Annotated in this window: 11 protein-coding genes; 1 reads left to right on the forward strand and 10 read right to left on the reverse strand. The window is 52.8% G+C overall.

The genetic code is table 11. The features are described from left to right. Window positions 1-138 precede the first annotated feature (138 nt). The 6 genes from B0G52_RS04640 to B0G52_RS04665 all read right to left on the reverse strand — a co-directional run bounded on the left by B0G52_RS04640 (window position 139) and on the right by B0G52_RS04665 (window position 8174). Window positions 139-1275, reverse strand: a complete 1137-nt coding sequence (locus B0G52_RS04640; RefSeq protein WP_094042335.1) for a GntR family transcriptional regulator — start codon at window positions 1273-1275, stop codon at window positions 139-141. Window positions 1276-1380: 105 nt separating this feature from the next. Then, on the reverse strand, window positions 1381-2997 hold the full coding sequence (locus B0G52_RS04645; RefSeq protein ID WP_094042336.1) for a type 2 periplasmic-binding domain-containing protein: 1617 nt from the start codon (window positions 2995-2997) through the stop codon (window positions 1381-1383). Window positions 2998-3042: 45 nt separating this feature from the next. Then, window positions 3043-3918, reverse strand: a complete 876-nt coding sequence (locus B0G52_RS04650; protein WP_094042337.1) for a carbohydrate ABC transporter permease — start codon at window positions 3916-3918, stop codon at window positions 3043-3045. Beyond that, window positions 3912-4856 (reverse strand): ABC transporter permease, encoded by a 945-nt coding sequence (locus B0G52_RS04655; RefSeq protein WP_094042338.1) that lies wholly within the window; start codon window positions 4854-4856, stop codon window positions 3912-3914. Before B0G52_RS04655 ends, B0G52_RS04650 begins: the two co-directional genes overlap by 7 nt. Before the next feature lie 139 nt (window positions 4857-4995). Beyond that, window positions 4996-6669 carry a sensor histidine kinase gene (locus tag B0G52_RS04660; protein WP_094042339.1) on the reverse strand — a complete coding sequence of 558 codons (1674 nt, stop codon included), beginning with the start codon at window positions 6667-6669 and terminating at the stop codon, window positions 4996-4998. Then, window positions 6666-8174, reverse strand: coding sequence for a response regulator transcription factor (locus B0G52_RS04665; RefSeq protein ID WP_158223584.1), 1509 nt, complete (start codon window positions 8172-8174; stop codon window positions 6666-6668). The genes B0G52_RS04660 and B0G52_RS04665 overlap by 4 nt, the downstream gene beginning before the upstream one ends. Window positions 8175-8419: 245 nt before the next feature. On the opposite strand from B0G52_RS04665, the gene B0G52_RS04670 reads away from it, so the two are divergent. Then, on the forward strand, window positions 8420-9388 hold the full coding sequence (locus B0G52_RS04670; protein ID WP_094042341.1) for an alpha-L-fucosidase: 969 nt from the start codon (window positions 8420-8422) through the stop codon (window positions 9386-9388). 255 nt (window positions 9389-9643) lie between these two features. On the opposite strand, the gene B0G52_RS04675 is transcribed toward B0G52_RS04670, so the two are convergent. From B0G52_RS04675 to B0G52_RS04690, 4 genes are all read right to left on the reverse strand, one after another. Further along, window positions 9644-11311 (reverse strand): ABC transporter substrate-binding protein, encoded by a 1668-nt coding sequence (locus tag B0G52_RS04675; RefSeq protein WP_094042342.1) that lies wholly within the window; start codon window positions 11309-11311, stop codon window positions 9644-9646. Between the two features lie 29 nt (window positions 11312-11340). Then, window positions 11341-12240, reverse strand: coding sequence for a carbohydrate ABC transporter permease (locus B0G52_RS04680; protein WP_369827016.1), 900 nt, complete (start codon window positions 12238-12240; stop codon window positions 11341-11343). An 11-nt stretch (window positions 12241-12251) separates the two neighbouring features. After that, window positions 12252-13163, reverse strand: a complete 912-nt coding sequence (locus B0G52_RS04685) for an ABC transporter permease (protein ID WP_233162371.1) — start codon at window positions 13161-13163, stop codon at window positions 12252-12254. A gap of 132 nt (window positions 13164-13295) precedes the next feature. Continuing rightward, on the reverse strand, window positions 13296-15515 hold the full coding sequence (locus B0G52_RS04690) for a helix-turn-helix domain-containing protein (protein ID WP_158223585.1): 2220 nt from the start codon (window positions 15513-15515) through the stop codon (window positions 13296-13298). Window positions 15516-15624: the final 109 nt, after the last annotated feature.

Consider the following 15624-nt stretch of genomic DNA (forward strand, 5'->3'; position numbering starts at 1 on the left):
TATTACTTTTCTTCATGAATGATAGTTTAGCGACCCAATATTGTCAATTCGTTTTACTGATATCGAATAACTTTAATACAGATGATATAGGAAAGGGCTGCTCGCTTATCGAACAGCCCTTTTCAGCTTGCCTGACTCTTATCTCGTTTCTTCCCGGTCCGCTTGCCGCGGCACTCCAATCTGGGCGACCGTGCCGCCCTTATGAATCTCCGCCTTGCAGATTTGGCCCAGAACAGACTGATGCCCCTTGCCTTCGATCAGATTCATCAATTGGACGGCCGCGGTTCTTCCCATATCGTAGAAGGGCTGATTGACGCCAGTTACGTCCAGCTTGAATTTGCGGTTCAGGTTGACGGCGTCATACGACACGAGCGAGACGTCTCCCGGCATGGCCATCCCCAACTTGTTCAAGGCGGCGATGACCGCTTCCGCGATCTGGTCGTTCGCCGCGAACACGGCCGTGCATCCCCGCAGCCGAATCACTTCCGCGACGCGCGACGCGTATGCTTCGAACTCTTCTTCGAAATTTTCGAAACGGGTCGGGATAAGAATGTCCTGTTCCGGCGAAAATTCGAGCCCGCGATCCAAATAAGCCTGCTTAAAGCCCAAAAACCGTTCGTTCAGCGTACTCAAGTCGGAATTCCGGATGAAGACGACGTTGCGATGGCCATGATCGATGAGCAGCTTCGTCAGACTGTAAGCTCCAGCCACGTTGTCGCTAGTGACGAACGGAATATCGCTGTCATAGAGATGACGGTCGAGAAACACGAGCGGCGTTCCGTTGCTCTGCAGCCATTCGAACAACCGCTTGTTGCGCTCCAAGTTCTCCCGGTCTACGAACGGGCTCAGGATGACGCCGTCCACTCGCTTCGCGACCGCCCCCTTGATCAACGATTCCAGCTTCTCCAAGCTTCTGTCGTCGCTGTAGCTGAGCAAGTGAAAGCCGTGAACGTGCAGCACGTCCTCGATGCCCCGAAGCGCCGTCGCCCAAAGAGGGTTTTCGATGCCGATGACGGAAGCCGCGACAAGGCCCGATCCGCCGTGTTCCGCCTTCGCTTTCACTCCGCTGTCGACGAATGTCCCCCTCCGGCTGTCCCGCTTCAGCAGCCCGTCCGCGCACAGCTCTTTGATCGCTTTCTCGACCGTGTTGACACTGGCCTGATAATGAACGGCAAAATCCCGACTGGAGGGCAGCTTCGCGTTTTTGAGCCATTCGCCCTCCATAATTCTGCGCTTGATGTCGTCTTTGATACGGGAATAGGGATAACTCGACATAGCCTACGATTCCTTTCCTTCTACGAACAAGAATACATAGACTATAGTTCACTTGTATCAACTGTGTCAATTTACGTGCATTCTTAATTTCTTTCGTCTCACGCTTTATTGCAAGCCCGCGTACAATTGCCGAGCTTCCTCCATCACCTTGTCTCCGCCCATGGCGTTCCACTCGGCAACATATTTATCGAAATCGTCCAGACTGCTTCGTCCGGAAATGAAGTTGATGAACGATTTGACCGTAAATTGATCCAACCGATCAAAATAATCGTTATAGACGGGTTTGTGCACGGGATACAAAATATCGTATTTGCCCTTGCCTGTCTGTTCCGCTTCCCGCCGAATCTCTCTGTACTGAGGCGCGGTCATAAACGGCGCTTGCAGATCGTAGTTGTTGAAGATACCGTCATAATGATAGATGCTGCGGTCAATGCCGAATTTCTGCTGCTCCTCCTTTTTATCGTAAGGAGGAATCCATTCGTAGGCTTCGCCGTTTTTCCGGAAGGTAACCCCTTCCTCGCCGTAGTTGGCTAACTCCAAATACTCGGGCTCGAAATTGAAAGCTTCGATCATCTCGATATACCGAATCATCTTCTCCCGATCCTGTTCCATGTGCTTGAGGAACAGCACGCCGGAGTTGGTCATCGGATTGCCTTGCGTCAAGCCGGCATCGCCATTGGGACCTTGCGGACCGTTCAGCACAAGCCATTTGGCATCGGGCATCTTGTCGACGTATTTGCCTTCGAAGAACGCTTCCGGTGGAATAAAGTTCCACCAGGCGGATTGCAGCATGCCGACCTTCGATTCGAATACCTTCTGATCGAGGTTATCTCCCTTGTTAATGACAAACTCGGGATCGATCAGCCCCGCTTCATACCAACGGCGCAACACGGCAAGCGCATCCTTGGCGGCGGGTTCGATCTCGCCGCGCTTGATGGAGCCGTCCTTCTCGTAAAATAGGCCGGGATGTACGCCGAAAGCCGCAAATACGTAGCTGAACAAACCTTGGATGTCGTTAGCCGAACCGAGTGCCGCCGATACGCCATAGGTATCCTTCTTGCCGTTATTGTCGGGATCGTCGTTGCGGAATTTGATCAACGCCTCTTCGAATTCGGCGAGCGTTTCCGGTTTTTTGGCAATGCCGACCTTCTCCAGCCAATCTTCCCGCATGCCCAGCGCGTTGACCGACACTGCGGGCGTCCACATATTCGGCATGGCGTAGTTTTTCCCGTCGCGTTGGAAGTAACGGAACGGATCGTCGCTGCCCATCACCTCTTTCAACCAAGCCATATATTTGGGCGCATGCTGCTCCAGCAGCTCGATCGGAATTTCCGCAAGTACGCCCTGCTGCACGTATTGGTCGTATTCGGCAAAAGACATATCCTTGATGTAATCGGGAAAATCACCGGATACAATCATCAAATTGACTTTTTCTTTGTAATTGTCGTCCATCACCAAGTGTTCGATATTCACGTTAAAGCGGTTCTCCGCATACTTCTTGGTAAAAGCGTTCTCTACCGGCAATCCGCGAGTCCAAAATTTCATATCCAGCCGAGCCGCGCTCTCGCCTTCGTCGGAAGCGGCGGCCGAAACCTGCGGCTGCGATGTTGCGGAAGATTCGGCAGTTCCCTTGTTGCCGGAGCTGCTGCAGCCGGCCATCACCGTGCCCGCTACGATGATCATGCACAACATGGAGATAAGTCCGCGCTTGTTTTTTTTCATGGTGCGCTCCCTCTTTTCAACAAATGTATAGTTGTATTAAGCAAATTACCCTTTAACTGCCCCCACCATAATGCCTCTTACGAAATATTTCTGGACGAACGGATAGACGACCAGCATCGGAAGAACGGACAAGCAGATCATCGTCGCCTGAAGCTGCTTGGCGGAAAACAGACTGTCGATCGACGTCCCCATCGTCAGACGCTCCATGTCGGTCAGACTGTTCTCGATAATGATTTTCCGCAGAATAACTTGAAGCACTTGCTTGTCGGGCGAGCTGATGTAGATCATCGCATCGAACCAAGCGTTCCAGTGGTTAACGGCGATCCATAACGCAACGGTTGCCAGAACCGGCGCCGACAGCGGCACAACAATCCGCGTGAAGATCAGAAAGTAACCTGCTCCGTCAATCTGGGCCGATTCCTCCAAGCTGTCCGGCAGCGAACGGAAAAAGTTCCGCATAATGAAGACATTAAAGGCCCCGGCCAGACTCGGAAGCAGCAGCGCCCAAAAGGTATCCAGCAAGTTCAGCGACTTGATCAGCAGGTAGTTCGGAATCAAACCTCCGCCGAACAGCATGGTGAACAGAACCATACCGGTAATCAAACCGTTAAACGGAAGCTTTGACTTGGCCAGCGGATAGGACAGCATGGCGGTTACAGTAATACTCAGCACAACGCCGCATACGGTACGCAGAATCGTGTTGCGGTATCCTGTCCACAACCCCGGATAGTCCAGACTGAGGCGAAAGCTTTGGAAAGAAAGACTTTTGGGATAAAAGGTAATCGTCTCCCCTTGGTTGCCCGACAACGCAGTCACGATCTGATTCCAGAACGGAAAGACGGTAACGAACAAAACGAACATAAGCACCGCGTAGATGAACACGTCGTAAACGATGTCGGCTCGCGTTCTGAATTTCACCATAAAGCGTACTCCTTCCCCCCGATCGTTCTGACAATGCGATTCACGATCAGGATAAGGATTAGCGCAACGGCCGACTTGAACAATCCGACCGCGCTGGAGTAGCTGTATTGCATCTCAACCAAGCCTTTCCGGTATACATAGGTATCGATAATATCGGAAACATGGTACACGCTCGGATTATACATATTGAAAACTTGATCGAAACCGGCGTCCAGGATGCCAGACATATTCAGGATCAGCATAATCGCGATTACAGGTACAAGCATCGGCAGCGTAATCCGCAGCGCTCGCTGGAGCCGCCCCGCTCCGTCCATGATCGCCGCCTCGTACAATTGAGGGTCAATCCCCGAAATAGCGGCAAAATAAATGATCGAGCCCCATCCGAATCCTTTGAAAATATCGGTAATCACCAAAATACTGCGAAAATACCGCTCATCCGCCAAGAAAAGGACCGGATCGCCTCCCAACGCCTTGATCAGTTCGTTGATCGGACCGTCGAATGAAAACACCATGATGAAAATTCCGGACATCACGACCCAGGAAATAAAATGCGGCAAGTACGACGCGGTCTGCACCAGCTTCTTGAATCGCAGGGAAGTGACTTCATTCAACAGCAGGGCGAACAGGATCGGGACAGGAAAACCGAAAAACAGCTTGTAGAGGCTGATCAACAAGGTATTGCGGATAATCTGAAAGAAATAGGGATCTGAGAAAGCCTTTTCAAAGTGTTTCAGACCGACCCACGGACTGCCCGATATGCCTTCCATGAACAAGAAGTTTTTGAAAGCAAGCGTTACGCCGTACATGGGCACATAGTGAAACAGAATGAAGTAGGCGATTCCGGGCAGCATCATGACATACAACACTCTATAATGAACAACCTGCTTCCATATCCCCCCTCTTTTATCGATTCTTGCTGGTACAGCATCGCTTTCCATGCCGGCTCCCCCCTTGTTGTCATCCGAATGGCAAGCCTTGTTCCAAAAAAAATGAAACCAGGAATTTCGCCTGATTTCACTATAGCACCCGCTATTTGGGGGCGTATGCGACAAACTTTTTCGATATACGCAAATATTTTTAGCTGTTTCGCCGGAATGCCGGAATTACGACCGTGACCCTGGTTCCCTCCGTCGGCCGGCTGTCGATGCGCAGTCCGTACTCCGGTCCGAACAGCAGTTGAATCCGCTCCCGCGTATTGAAAATGCCGTAACCGCGGCCTTTGCCGAGTCGCAGCGACTCCAACGTATCCGCCTCCATGCCCGGACCGTTGTCCGTAATGGCAATTTCAATCGTGCCGTCCTTGGCACTCCCCTCCAGCAGCAACAGGCCCCCTCCTTCGCGACGGTGGTCGATGCCGTGTTCGATCGCGTTCTCAACAAGCGGCTGCAGCAACAAGTTGAGCATGTCGTATTCACAGATTGCTTCTTCTATCCGGTAATGAACCTCGAAGCTGTGATCGTGCATAATCAATTGAATGTCGATGTACGCTTTGGTCAGTTCCAACTCGTCCCGTACCGAAATAATATTGTTCCCTTTGTTCAAGGCTTTCCGATAGAAACGCGACATGGTCGTGACGATTCGGCTGATCTCCTCCGAACCGAGCTGCAGCGCCTTCCAGTTGACAATGGATAACGTATTGTATAGAAAATGAGGATTGATTTGCGCCTGCAGCGCGATTAGTTGGGCTTCCCGCTTCTTGATTTGATGCTGGTAGACCTCTTCGATCAGCTCATTGATCCGGGCAAGCATGTCGGAGAATTGATTGGTCAGCATGCCGATCTCGTCTCTGGCCGCGCTGCGAATCTGCACTGTGAAGTCTCCGCGTTTCACCAGGTCCATCTTCGTGTACAAATACAAAATCGGACGAACCAGCGTTCGGGAAAAGAACCAGCTCAGCACGAGCATGATCAGAATGCAGACGCCGATAATCAGGAACATGGTGTACAAGATGCTTTCCGTTTCCTGCAAAACATATTTTTGCGACATTTCATACTGGATAGTCCAACCCGAAACCGGAAGAAGTCGCTGAAGTTGCAGGTGACGGCCGCTTTCCTCGGACGAGCGCTGTGCATGTTCGGTTCCGGCAAACAGAATGTAACCGTTCTCATCGATAATTTTCAAATCTCCTGGAGTGCTCACCGTGCCTTCAAGTCCGGCAAAAAATTGGTCCTGATCGAGGCTCATGTACAGAAATCCGAGACTGGGCGAGCTCGAAGCGCTGGGAATATTACGGACGGCCTCAATCCGCTTCAACTGTGTATTAACATACCAGCCGATCTTATTGTTTATCAACCGATTGCGGTCAATCAACGATTCATATTGGAAGGACTCGGCGTTAAGCAGATAATTGCCGTAACGCGGCAGCGACTTGTTCGGATAAATGGTCAATTGCCGAATTTCCGCGTTGCTCAACGTAGTAATTTTGAATAAGGGATCGAGATACCCTTTCAAATCCGCAGCCAAATTAATGTAATCGATATAGTCGTGAGACAAAATTCGCGTCGTCGACGAATTGAGAATGATGATGTCCATGATCGCGTTGTAGCGATCCATCTTATAGGCCAAATGGCTCTCGATCGTGTCCAATTCGCGTTCAATGCTTTGAACCGCCTGTCTCTCGAGCAACACGCGGCTTTGGAAGTAAGCGTAGCTTCCGAGCACAAGCAGCGGTATAAAAATCACGATCGAATAGGTCACGATTAGTTTGCGCTGCAGCAGCATGTTCTCAAAAAGCTTCACCAACAGCTTCATGTGGCCACGTCCTCCCGATGCTTCTGGGGCGTGATACCGTAATGAGTACGATAGAGCGAGCAAAAATAAGACAAATTTTCGTAGCCGACGCTTCTGGCGATCTCCACGATTTTCATGTTGGTTTCCCGGACGAGCCGTTCCGCTTTTTGCATCCGATACGTCGTAATGTATTTATTGAGGCTTGTGCCGGTCTCCTTGCGAAATAGGAAGCTCAAGTAACTTGGTACGAGATAAACGCGGGAGGCAAGCCACTCCAGCCCGATCGACTCCCCATAATGCTCTTCAATCAGACGTTTGACATGATGGATCTGCGTACTGTATTTCGGCTCGGAGACGAGCCCCCTCTCCCAATCCCCTACAACGTTCAACAAGAGATCGCGAATATCCGCAAGGCTGCCGGCAGCGTCGATGGAATCCGCCACCTGTCGGGAACTGCCCTCTTCCTTCAATCGGGCCATGCCGGTCTTCACCAGTTCGAACAGCATAACCTTGATGTAGAACTGCGAATAGCTCCGTTTGGTTTGCAGGTGGCCGAACAGAAGGTCCAGATGATATCTGACCTTGGTCACGTCGTCTGCTTCGAACGCCGCCTTGATCGCTTGCGTACACGACTCCACAATCTCTCCGTCTGATGCCGCGGACTCTCCGTCGGTTAGGATCAGGCTGCGGTCGGAGAAAGACTGATAGGTCAGCGCTTGCTCCAGCTTGTCAAACTCGGCTGCATAGTGTTCTTGGCTTCGGATCGGATTGCTGCAGGTCATAAATACGGTTTGACGGAAGATGTCCTCGAACAACTGCACAATTCGCGGCGCGACTGCCGCGAAATCAAAGCCGTCCCGATCGTCCACAAACAGAAGGCATTGCGATTCGTTCAACACCAGGTCCTCATAATCCGTGTCGACCGCATCCCGAAGCGGACCGCTCCACTCCTCCTTCTCTCTGTCGAAGAAGGAAGAGCGACAGGATAACAGCAGCATTCGTACCGGGAATTCGTTCCGCTCCTGCGGGGAACTGGACGGAGAAGGCCGAAGACCGTTGATCAAGTTGAACAGCAGCCGTTCCTTCTCGTACTGGCGTGCTTGCAGCGACATGGCCGCTACTGCTGCCGCCTCCCGCTTCTTCGCTTCGTCGCACCGGCACTCCTCCAATACTTTTTTCATCATAGATTCGAACTCTTCCGGAATGATCGGCTTCAGTAAATAACCCAAAGCGCCGATTTCAATCGCCTGCTTGGCGAAGGAAAACTCTCCGTAAGCGGTAAGAAAAACAATTTTCAAATCCGGATAAAGCGCTTTCGCTTTTGCCGACAATTCCATCCCGTCCATATAGGGCATCTTGATATCGCAGAACATGATTTCGCAAGGTTCTTTGTCCAACTCCTCCAGCGCCCTTTCGCCGTTCTCCGCTTCCCGGCAACGGATCGGAAACCCGAATTTCCGAATCAGAAAGGCAATGCCCTCCCTCTCGATCCGTTCGTCATCGACAATCAGAATATTGTACGTCATGCCAGATACCTCCCAGTCGGACTCTATCGTCTCATCAAATTGGCGATTCTTCAAGTTGTCATCCAAGGCCATACCGATTCCGGATGCCCCGACACGCATTCAATCAGGCAAATTCCCGCGAACGCGCATCGATAGCAAAAGTCGAAATCGTATGCTATAACGTCGTCATCGTTAGATGATTTAGGGATTTTCCTCGATTATAGTGGTAGATGTCATACGATTCCAATGATACAGGAGGCTTCCCTATGAAGCAGCAGCGATTAATCCAAAGGCAGCAATGGTTCGTGAATAAGCGGTCGGGCATGTTCATTCATTTCAATAGCGCGACGTTCCAGTTCGCCAGCTCGGAGATCGAGGATTGGGAGTACTCGCACGAGAATCACGGCGCGCCTCGCAGATTCGTCTTCGATCCGCAAGACTGGCACCCCGACCAACTCGATTGCGCGCAATGGGCCGGAGCGGCCAAGTCCGCCGGCATGACCTTCGCCGCGTTGACGGCCAAGCATCACGAAGGCTTCAGCCTATGGCCCACCCGATATACGGAGCATTGCGTCCGGAATGCAGCGATCGCAAGAGACGTCGTGAAGGAGTATTTGGACGCATTCCGCAAGGAAGGAATCGAAGCCGGGCTGTATTTCTCCATGCTGGATTTGCACCATCGGATCGGCCGAAATAAATGCACGACGGAAGATAAGCAATTCATCAAAGACCAGCTTCGCGAGCTGTTGACCGAATACGGCGATCTACCGTTCCTGATCATCGACGGTTGGAACGCGCACTGGGGAGGGCCCAATTACGAGGATCTTCCATTCGAGGAAATCGACGGCCTCGTGAAGGAACTGCAGCCCGATTGCCTGCTTATGAACATCGGCTGCGATGATCTCGCCCATACCGACATCGCTTTCTACGAAAACGCCGCAGGACAGGAAATCTCCGATGCGTTCGCCGGACCTGGCGCGAGCTGCAACATTCTGACGAAAACCTGGTTCTGGAGAACGACGGATACGGACATGGAGTTGAAATCGGCCGATTGGGCCCTCGACAAAATCAACGATTCGAATAGCCGCAACGTGTCCTTCCTTCTGAACGGCGCGCCGAACCAGAGCGGGCTGCTCGACGACAACGTGCTGGAACGCTTCAAGGAAATCGGCGAGCGCTACCGGCGGCCGGCGGATCTTGAGGAGCTGCCCGCCAACTGGCTGACCCGTGAATAATTCTGCCTTCATGCACATGGCGAGGCTGTTCCCTAAGCACTTCAAGTTGCTTCTAAAAGATAATCGATGAACAAGGCGCAAGGGGTATGCACCTCCTTCCGATGCTATACGCTCCTGAAATGGGAATGGTAAACCCGTGATAGGGTGATTTCAGGAGCGTATGAGGCATTCTCCAGGAGGTACATACCCCTTCTTTGTCTATCGATCAGCTCAAGCAACTTGCTTAGGGAACAGCCCAGTCGGCTGCAATGAAGCCTATCGGTTATACTTTGAGTCGTAAACTTCCTGATACAGCGACAAATAATGCTCCAGGTTCATCTTTCTCAGGTTGTCCAGATAGCTGTCCCAGTCCTTGTCGAGATCGGCGTCTCCGATCGTGAACCGGGCGATCATCTCGTTCACGTAATCGTTGATCGTCTTGGACAGATCGGCGATCTCGATCGCTTGCTCGTTCGAGAAGAACAGAGGCGGCAGCACGTTCTCCACCGCTTGCTGGTAGGGCTCGTACTTCGTCTTCGCTTCGTCGTACATGACGATCTCAAGCGGCTTCTCCGGGTTGGCCACTTCTCCCAGGCGAAGCTCGTTCGTCCGCAGAGAAGGTCCGGTCTGCCCCCAGTTGATGTTCTGCACTTGACCCCAGTCGGCGATTTGCTTCCACTTGGCCGGTTCGCCGTTAATGCCGGTTTCTCCTGCCTGAGCCTCCACCCATTCCTGTCCTGGACGGCCGATTACGGAGCGCAGCGTCGTCTCTTCGTTATACAGGAAGTCGGCCAATCGGAACGCCGCCTCCGCATGCTTGCTTTCCTTCATGATCAGGTAAGAGCCAGTTCCGACGAGATGATAGGCTTCCCGCGGTGCGACCCGCAAACCTTGCGGCCCTTGCAGCGGCGGGATCGTCTTGTACTCCAGCCAGCGGTTGCTCGCTCCGTAAAACTCGCTGAATACACCCATGTGCATGCCCCCCGTGACGCCGAGAATCGCCGTATCCGGGTTCTCCCCCAGTCTCCTGAGCTGATCTTCGTCCTGGGTCAGCGCCTGAGGATCGAGCAGCTTCTCCTCGTACAGCTTGTGCAGGAAGCGCAGCCCTTCCCGCCATTCCGGCTTGTCGAACGGGATGACCACACGGCCGTTCTCCAGATATAGCCGGTCGCCGCCCGGATTATAGATAAAAGCGTTCATCAGAAAGGAATCGATGCTCGACATGAATCCAGTCGGAGATCCGGACATTGGAATCTCGTCGGCTTTGCCGTTGCCGTTCGGATCCTGCTCCTTAAACGCCTTCAGCACCTGATAAAATTCGTCCGTCGTCGTCGGCATCTTCAAGCCGAGCTTGTCCAGCCAGGGCTCGTAGATCCACATTCTGCGCGGAAGCGTGCAGTGGAAGCACTCGTTCGTATGCGGCAGGGAGTAAATATTGCCGTCCGGCGCCGTCATCGAATCTTTGACCACCGGCATCTGCTCGAACATCTTCTTCGTCTCGAAACCGTACTTGTCGATCAAATCGTTAAGTGGACGAATGACCCCCTGGGTGCCGAAAATCATTTGCTGCGAATTCGACATATTAAACCCCATAATGACGTCGGGGAGACCTTCTCCGCTCGAAAGCACGAGATTCAGCTTCTCCCCCGCGGACGAGCCCGGAACGACATCCCATTCGATATGGATGTTCGTCTGTTCCTCCAAGTACTTCGTGAATTCGTTCGTCGAGAAGTCCTCGACGATCGCATTGTCGGGAACCATAACGCGAATAGTCGTCTTCTCTTTGGTAATCGGCAGCTGACCGGCTGGGGAGACTTCGTTACCCGCTCCGGAGACCGTTGCCGCCGGGGAAGCGGCCTCGTCCGATTTGGCGCATCCGCCGAGCAGGGCCACGGCCAGAATCACCCACAGACTAACGATGATCGTGCCTCTTTTCAGCTTCATTTTCGTTTCCTCCCGAATCGATTCTAAATTTATCCTTTTAACGATCCAATCATGACGCCTTTGACGAAGTGCTTCTGAACGAACGGATAGACCAACATCAGCGGCAGCGTGGATACTACGATCAGCGAATATTTCAAGAGTACCCGCAGCGCTTCCCGCTGAGCGACATTGGCGATATCGGAAAGCATGAGCGCGTTCACGTCGTTCTGGATGAGAATATTCCGCAGAACGATCTGCAGCGGATACAAGTTCTGCTTGTTCAAAAAGATCATGGCGTTGAAATACTGATTCCAGTGCCCGACGGCGTAATATAACGTCATCACCGCGATAATCGGACCGGACAACGGAATGACGATCTTCCCGACGAATTTGAAGTCGTTGCAGCCGTCAATCTGCGCGGCCTCCAGCAGCTCCGCGGGGAGAGCCGTCTGAAAATAGGTGCGCGTAATGATGACGTTCCAGACGCTGAGAGCCCCTGGCAGCACCATTGCCCATACCGTGTTGAGCATGCCCAAGTCTTTGACCAGCAGATATCCGGGAATCAGGCCGCCGGAAAACATCGTCGTGAAGACGAACAGGAGCATGATTACGTTCTTCCCGTACAGGTCGCTGCGGGAAAGCGGATACGCCGCCAGTACCGTCATGACGATATTGATCAACGTTCCGAATACGGTATAGTAGACCGAATTCGCAAATCCGGAGCCGATCAGCTTGTGCTTAAACACAGCCTCGTAGCCCATCAAGGTCGGCTGTACCGGCCACAGCCACACTTTACCGGAAACGACGGCCGAAGGATCGCTGATGGAAGCGCTTAAAATAAAGATCAACGGATAGAGAACCATCAGAAAGAATACGCTCAGCAGCGCGTAGATCATCGAGGTGAACAGCCGGTCGCCGACGGACGATTTGATGCGAGTATGTTCCACTATGAATGCTCTCCTTACCACAAGCTGGCTTGATTGGTTTTCCGGGCGAGTTGGTTAACGGCGAGAATGAGCAGAAAGCCGATGACCGATTTGAACAATCCGATGGCCGCGGAATAGGAATAGTTCATCGCTTGCGACACCAGACCGACTTTGTAAACATAAGTATCGATGACTTCCGATGTGCGCGTATTCAGCGGATTTTGCATCAGCAGCACCTTCTCGAATCCGACATCCAGCATGCTGCCCATGTTCAAAATAAGCAAAATGACGGCAACCGGCACGATGCCGGGCAGATCGATGTGCAGCATTCTCTGCCGCTGACTGGCTCCGTCGATAACGGCCGCCTCGTGCAGCGAAGGATCAATGCTTGAAAGCGCCGCCAAAAAGATGATGCAGTTGAAACCCGCGCTTTGCCAAATGCCGGACCATACATAGATGGACTTGAAATATTCCGGATTGCCCATGAAATTAACCGCTTCGAAGCCGAACGCCTGGAGAAGATTGTTCACGATGCCGTTGCGCGGATCCAGCAGCTCGAACAGCATGCCGACCATGACTACCGTCGAGATGAAATGCGGCGCGTAGGTGACCATCTGCACCGTCTTTTTGAACCAGCGAACCCGTACATAGTTGAGACCTAGAGCAAGGATTAGCGGGAACGGGAATCCGGCAATCAGATTGTAGACGTTGAGCAGCAGCGTGTTCGCCATGATCTTGCCGAAGTCGTAGGAATGGACGAAACGGTCGAAATGCTTCAGCCCGACCCAATCGCTGTCCCATATTCCCTTCGCCACGGTGAAATCCTTGAACGCGATCTGCGCGCCGTACATCGGCACATACTTGAAAACGATCAGATAGAGAAGCGGAAGCGCGAGCAATGCATAAAGCTGCCATACCTTGAATATCCGTTCGAGCGGTCTGTACACTTGCGTACCCCCTTTCTGTAAGTTGATTCCCACTGTAGTCCGAAAGGGCCGTTGCGGCTATCTGCAATCGAACAATCCGTATTCCCCGCTTAACAACGGGGCTTATTCATTTTGTCCGAGACCGTGCGTTCGTTAAGATTGGCTGTCCTCTGCGGCCGAACTGCTGTCCCTGTAGGCGGTGGGACTGATCCCGTGAATTCTTTTGAAAGCCCGGGAGAACGAATTCGTAGAACCGTAACCGGACCGCTGCGCGATCTCGTTCACGGTCGCCGATACGTCCCGCAGCATGGAACGGGCTTGGTCCATCCGCAAGTTCTCCAAATAATCGGAAAAGTTAATGCCCGTCTGTTCCTTGAAGAAGTTCGAGAAGTAGACCCGCGAAATGCCCGCCTGATCGGCAACGGCGTCCAGATTAAGAGCCGGGTTCCCGTATTGCGCATGAACGATCTGCCGGATCCGCTCCAACAGTTGGACATTCCGGCTCTTCTTGCGCCTGACGATCCGGTCGCAGATGTCGGCATACAATGCCCGCACGGACTCGAATGCTTCAGCGGGATTGTCCGCCTCATCGGTTTGACGCAGCAGGGCCTCGATTTTCCCGTCCTCCTCTGCCGACGGCTGATCCTTGAGCTTCATGAGGCTGCCCGCCATCTCGTACAGCAGCAGTTTCTGAATGGATGAGGGCAAATTCCGTTTGCGGAAGTTCCGTTCGTACACGTCGTCCAGCAACAGCCCCACCTCGCCGTAATCCCCGGCTTTGGCATGATTCATCAAGCGGGTCTCTATCTCGCCTGGATAGTAATGGCTGTCCGATAGATCGGGAAGCTCCCGGAACAGGATGACGCCCCTCAGTTGCCTCCAATGCGCGTAATTCAACGCCTGCTTGGCTTCGCCGTAAGAACGGGAAACGTCGATCGGCGCCGAATAGATTCCCCCCTCCGCGATGAGGAGGCCGGCGCGCAGTTCGGCCGGCGCGATACGCATCATTTCATCGAACAGCGACTTCATCGTGCGCGCGCATTCTTCCTGCGGCATATCCGATTCGAGAACCAGCAAAACGATTTTGTCCTCCGAGACATCGTGCCAATGGAACGTGCCTGACGGCCACTCCGGGGAAATTTCCCGCAGCAGGATCCGAAGGCGCGCCAACTCCTTCAGCCGCTTCTCCTCGACGTTTTCCGTCGGAATAAATTGGACGATCGCCGTCGCTGCCGCGGATATCCGAGGGTTTATCCGCAGACGCTTCATCATGCTTTCCATTTCGCTGCCGACGATCTCCCCCTTCAGCAGCCTCTCGATAATGCTCGCCCTAAGAAAAGGCTCCTGGTTTCGCATTTCTTCCCTAAGCGAATAATGGCTGTCCAGTACGCGAGACACTTTGCGGCTGTTCCGGAAAGTAAAGAAATAGGCCAGCACCAGACCGACGGCCATAAAAGCCAAAGTCGTGCCGAGGGTAATCCGCTTAATATAGTTGACTTTGGCCAGAGCAATCCGGGGGGACTGGGCCAGTACGTAATACCAACCGTTCTCCGAAGATCGCGTATGCGTCACGAGCATTCCCCGGGTCCGGAGAGATTCCTCGATCCAGCCGGACTGCCCGGCCATCAGGCCCGGATCCAACCTGACGAAATCACCGATCGAAGAAATCACATTCCCTTGATTGTCCGCAATATAGGCCCAACCTTCCTTTTCGACGACAAGGCTTTTCAGAAGCTTCAGAATTTGATCGTTGTCGATCAGCATCACGACGCTGCCCCGAGACACGCTCGGAATCGTACCCAACGGATAGCTGTAGGTGACAATGGAATGGGGTTTGCCTTTGTAACGCGCGGACATCGCCGGCAGAACGTACTTGCGGTTATCCCCTTCGAAGAACGTCCGGTGCCACTGGTCGTAAGTCATGCCGTCGTAGTCCAGAGCGAGCCCATAGAACGCATCCGACAGATACAGCATGGACGGGGCGAGCACGATCTCGCTGCTGCGGTAGTAAACCATGTAATTCAAGATGAATTTATTCGTAACGTTGAAATGATACAGTCCCTTCTGGGCAGTCAGCAGTTTGAACGGATTCGTGCCCTCGAACGGTTGTTTGATCTGCTGAAGCTGAAGAAGTCCGGGATCGTTGGCCACCTTCATCGCGAGAGTATCGATCTCCGCCAACCGGCCGTCCAGCGTCGATTTGACCTGGCTCAGCAGATGCATATGGTTATTTCGTTCCTCCTCCGCTACCAGATCGAGCGTGCTTCGATAAATCAACCCGCTTGCGGTCAGAGCCATGACCAGGAAAAAAGCGTACGGAAGCAGCAGACGTATGAACCAGTTGTCTCTGTTGATCCGTCGGATGAGCTTCATAGAAATTCTCCTTTTTTTGATCTGTGACGTAATCGGCCAAAAATCGCCTAACAATGAAAGCGTTGTCATTTTATTGCATTCCAACGCTCTCCTCTCCCCCTGTATTTCC

This window comes from Cohnella sp. SGD-V74 (genome assembly GCF_003001675.1).
Lineage (GTDB): Bacteria > Bacillota > Bacilli > Paenibacillales > Paenibacillaceae > Cohnella.

Coding starts and splice junctions, on each gene's coding strand:
- B0G52_RS04640 (WP_094042335.1), bottom strand. CDS start 1,275: ATGTCGAGTTATCCCTATTCCCGTATCAAAGACGACATCAAGCGCAGA.
- B0G52_RS04645 (WP_094042336.1), bottom strand. CDS start 2,997: ATGAAAAAAAACAAGCGCGGACTTATCTCCATGTTGTGCATGATCATC.
- B0G52_RS04650 (WP_094042337.1), bottom strand. CDS start 3,918: ATGGTGAAATTCAGAACGCGAGCCGACATCGTTTACGACGTGTTCATC.
- B0G52_RS04655 (WP_094042338.1), bottom strand. CDS start 4,856: ATGGAAAGCGATGCTGTACCAGCAAGAATCGATAAAAGAGGGGGGATA.
- B0G52_RS04660 (WP_094042339.1), bottom strand. CDS start 6,669: ATGAAGCTGTTGGTGAAGCTTTTTGAGAACATGCTGCTGCAGCGCAAA.
- B0G52_RS04665 (WP_158223584.1), bottom strand. CDS start 8,174: ATGACGTACAATATTCTGATTGTCGATGACGAACGGATCGAGAGGGAG.
- B0G52_RS04670 (WP_094042341.1), top strand. CDS start 8,420: ATGAAGCAGCAGCGATTAATCCAAAGGCAGCAATGGTTCGTGAATAAG.
- B0G52_RS04675 (WP_094042342.1), bottom strand. CDS start 11,311: ATGAAGCTGAAAAGAGGCACGATCATCGTTAGTCTGTGGGTGATTCTG.
- B0G52_RS04690 (WP_158223585.1), bottom strand. CDS start 15,515: ATGAAGCTCATCCGACGGATCAACAGAGACAACTGGTTCATACGTCTG.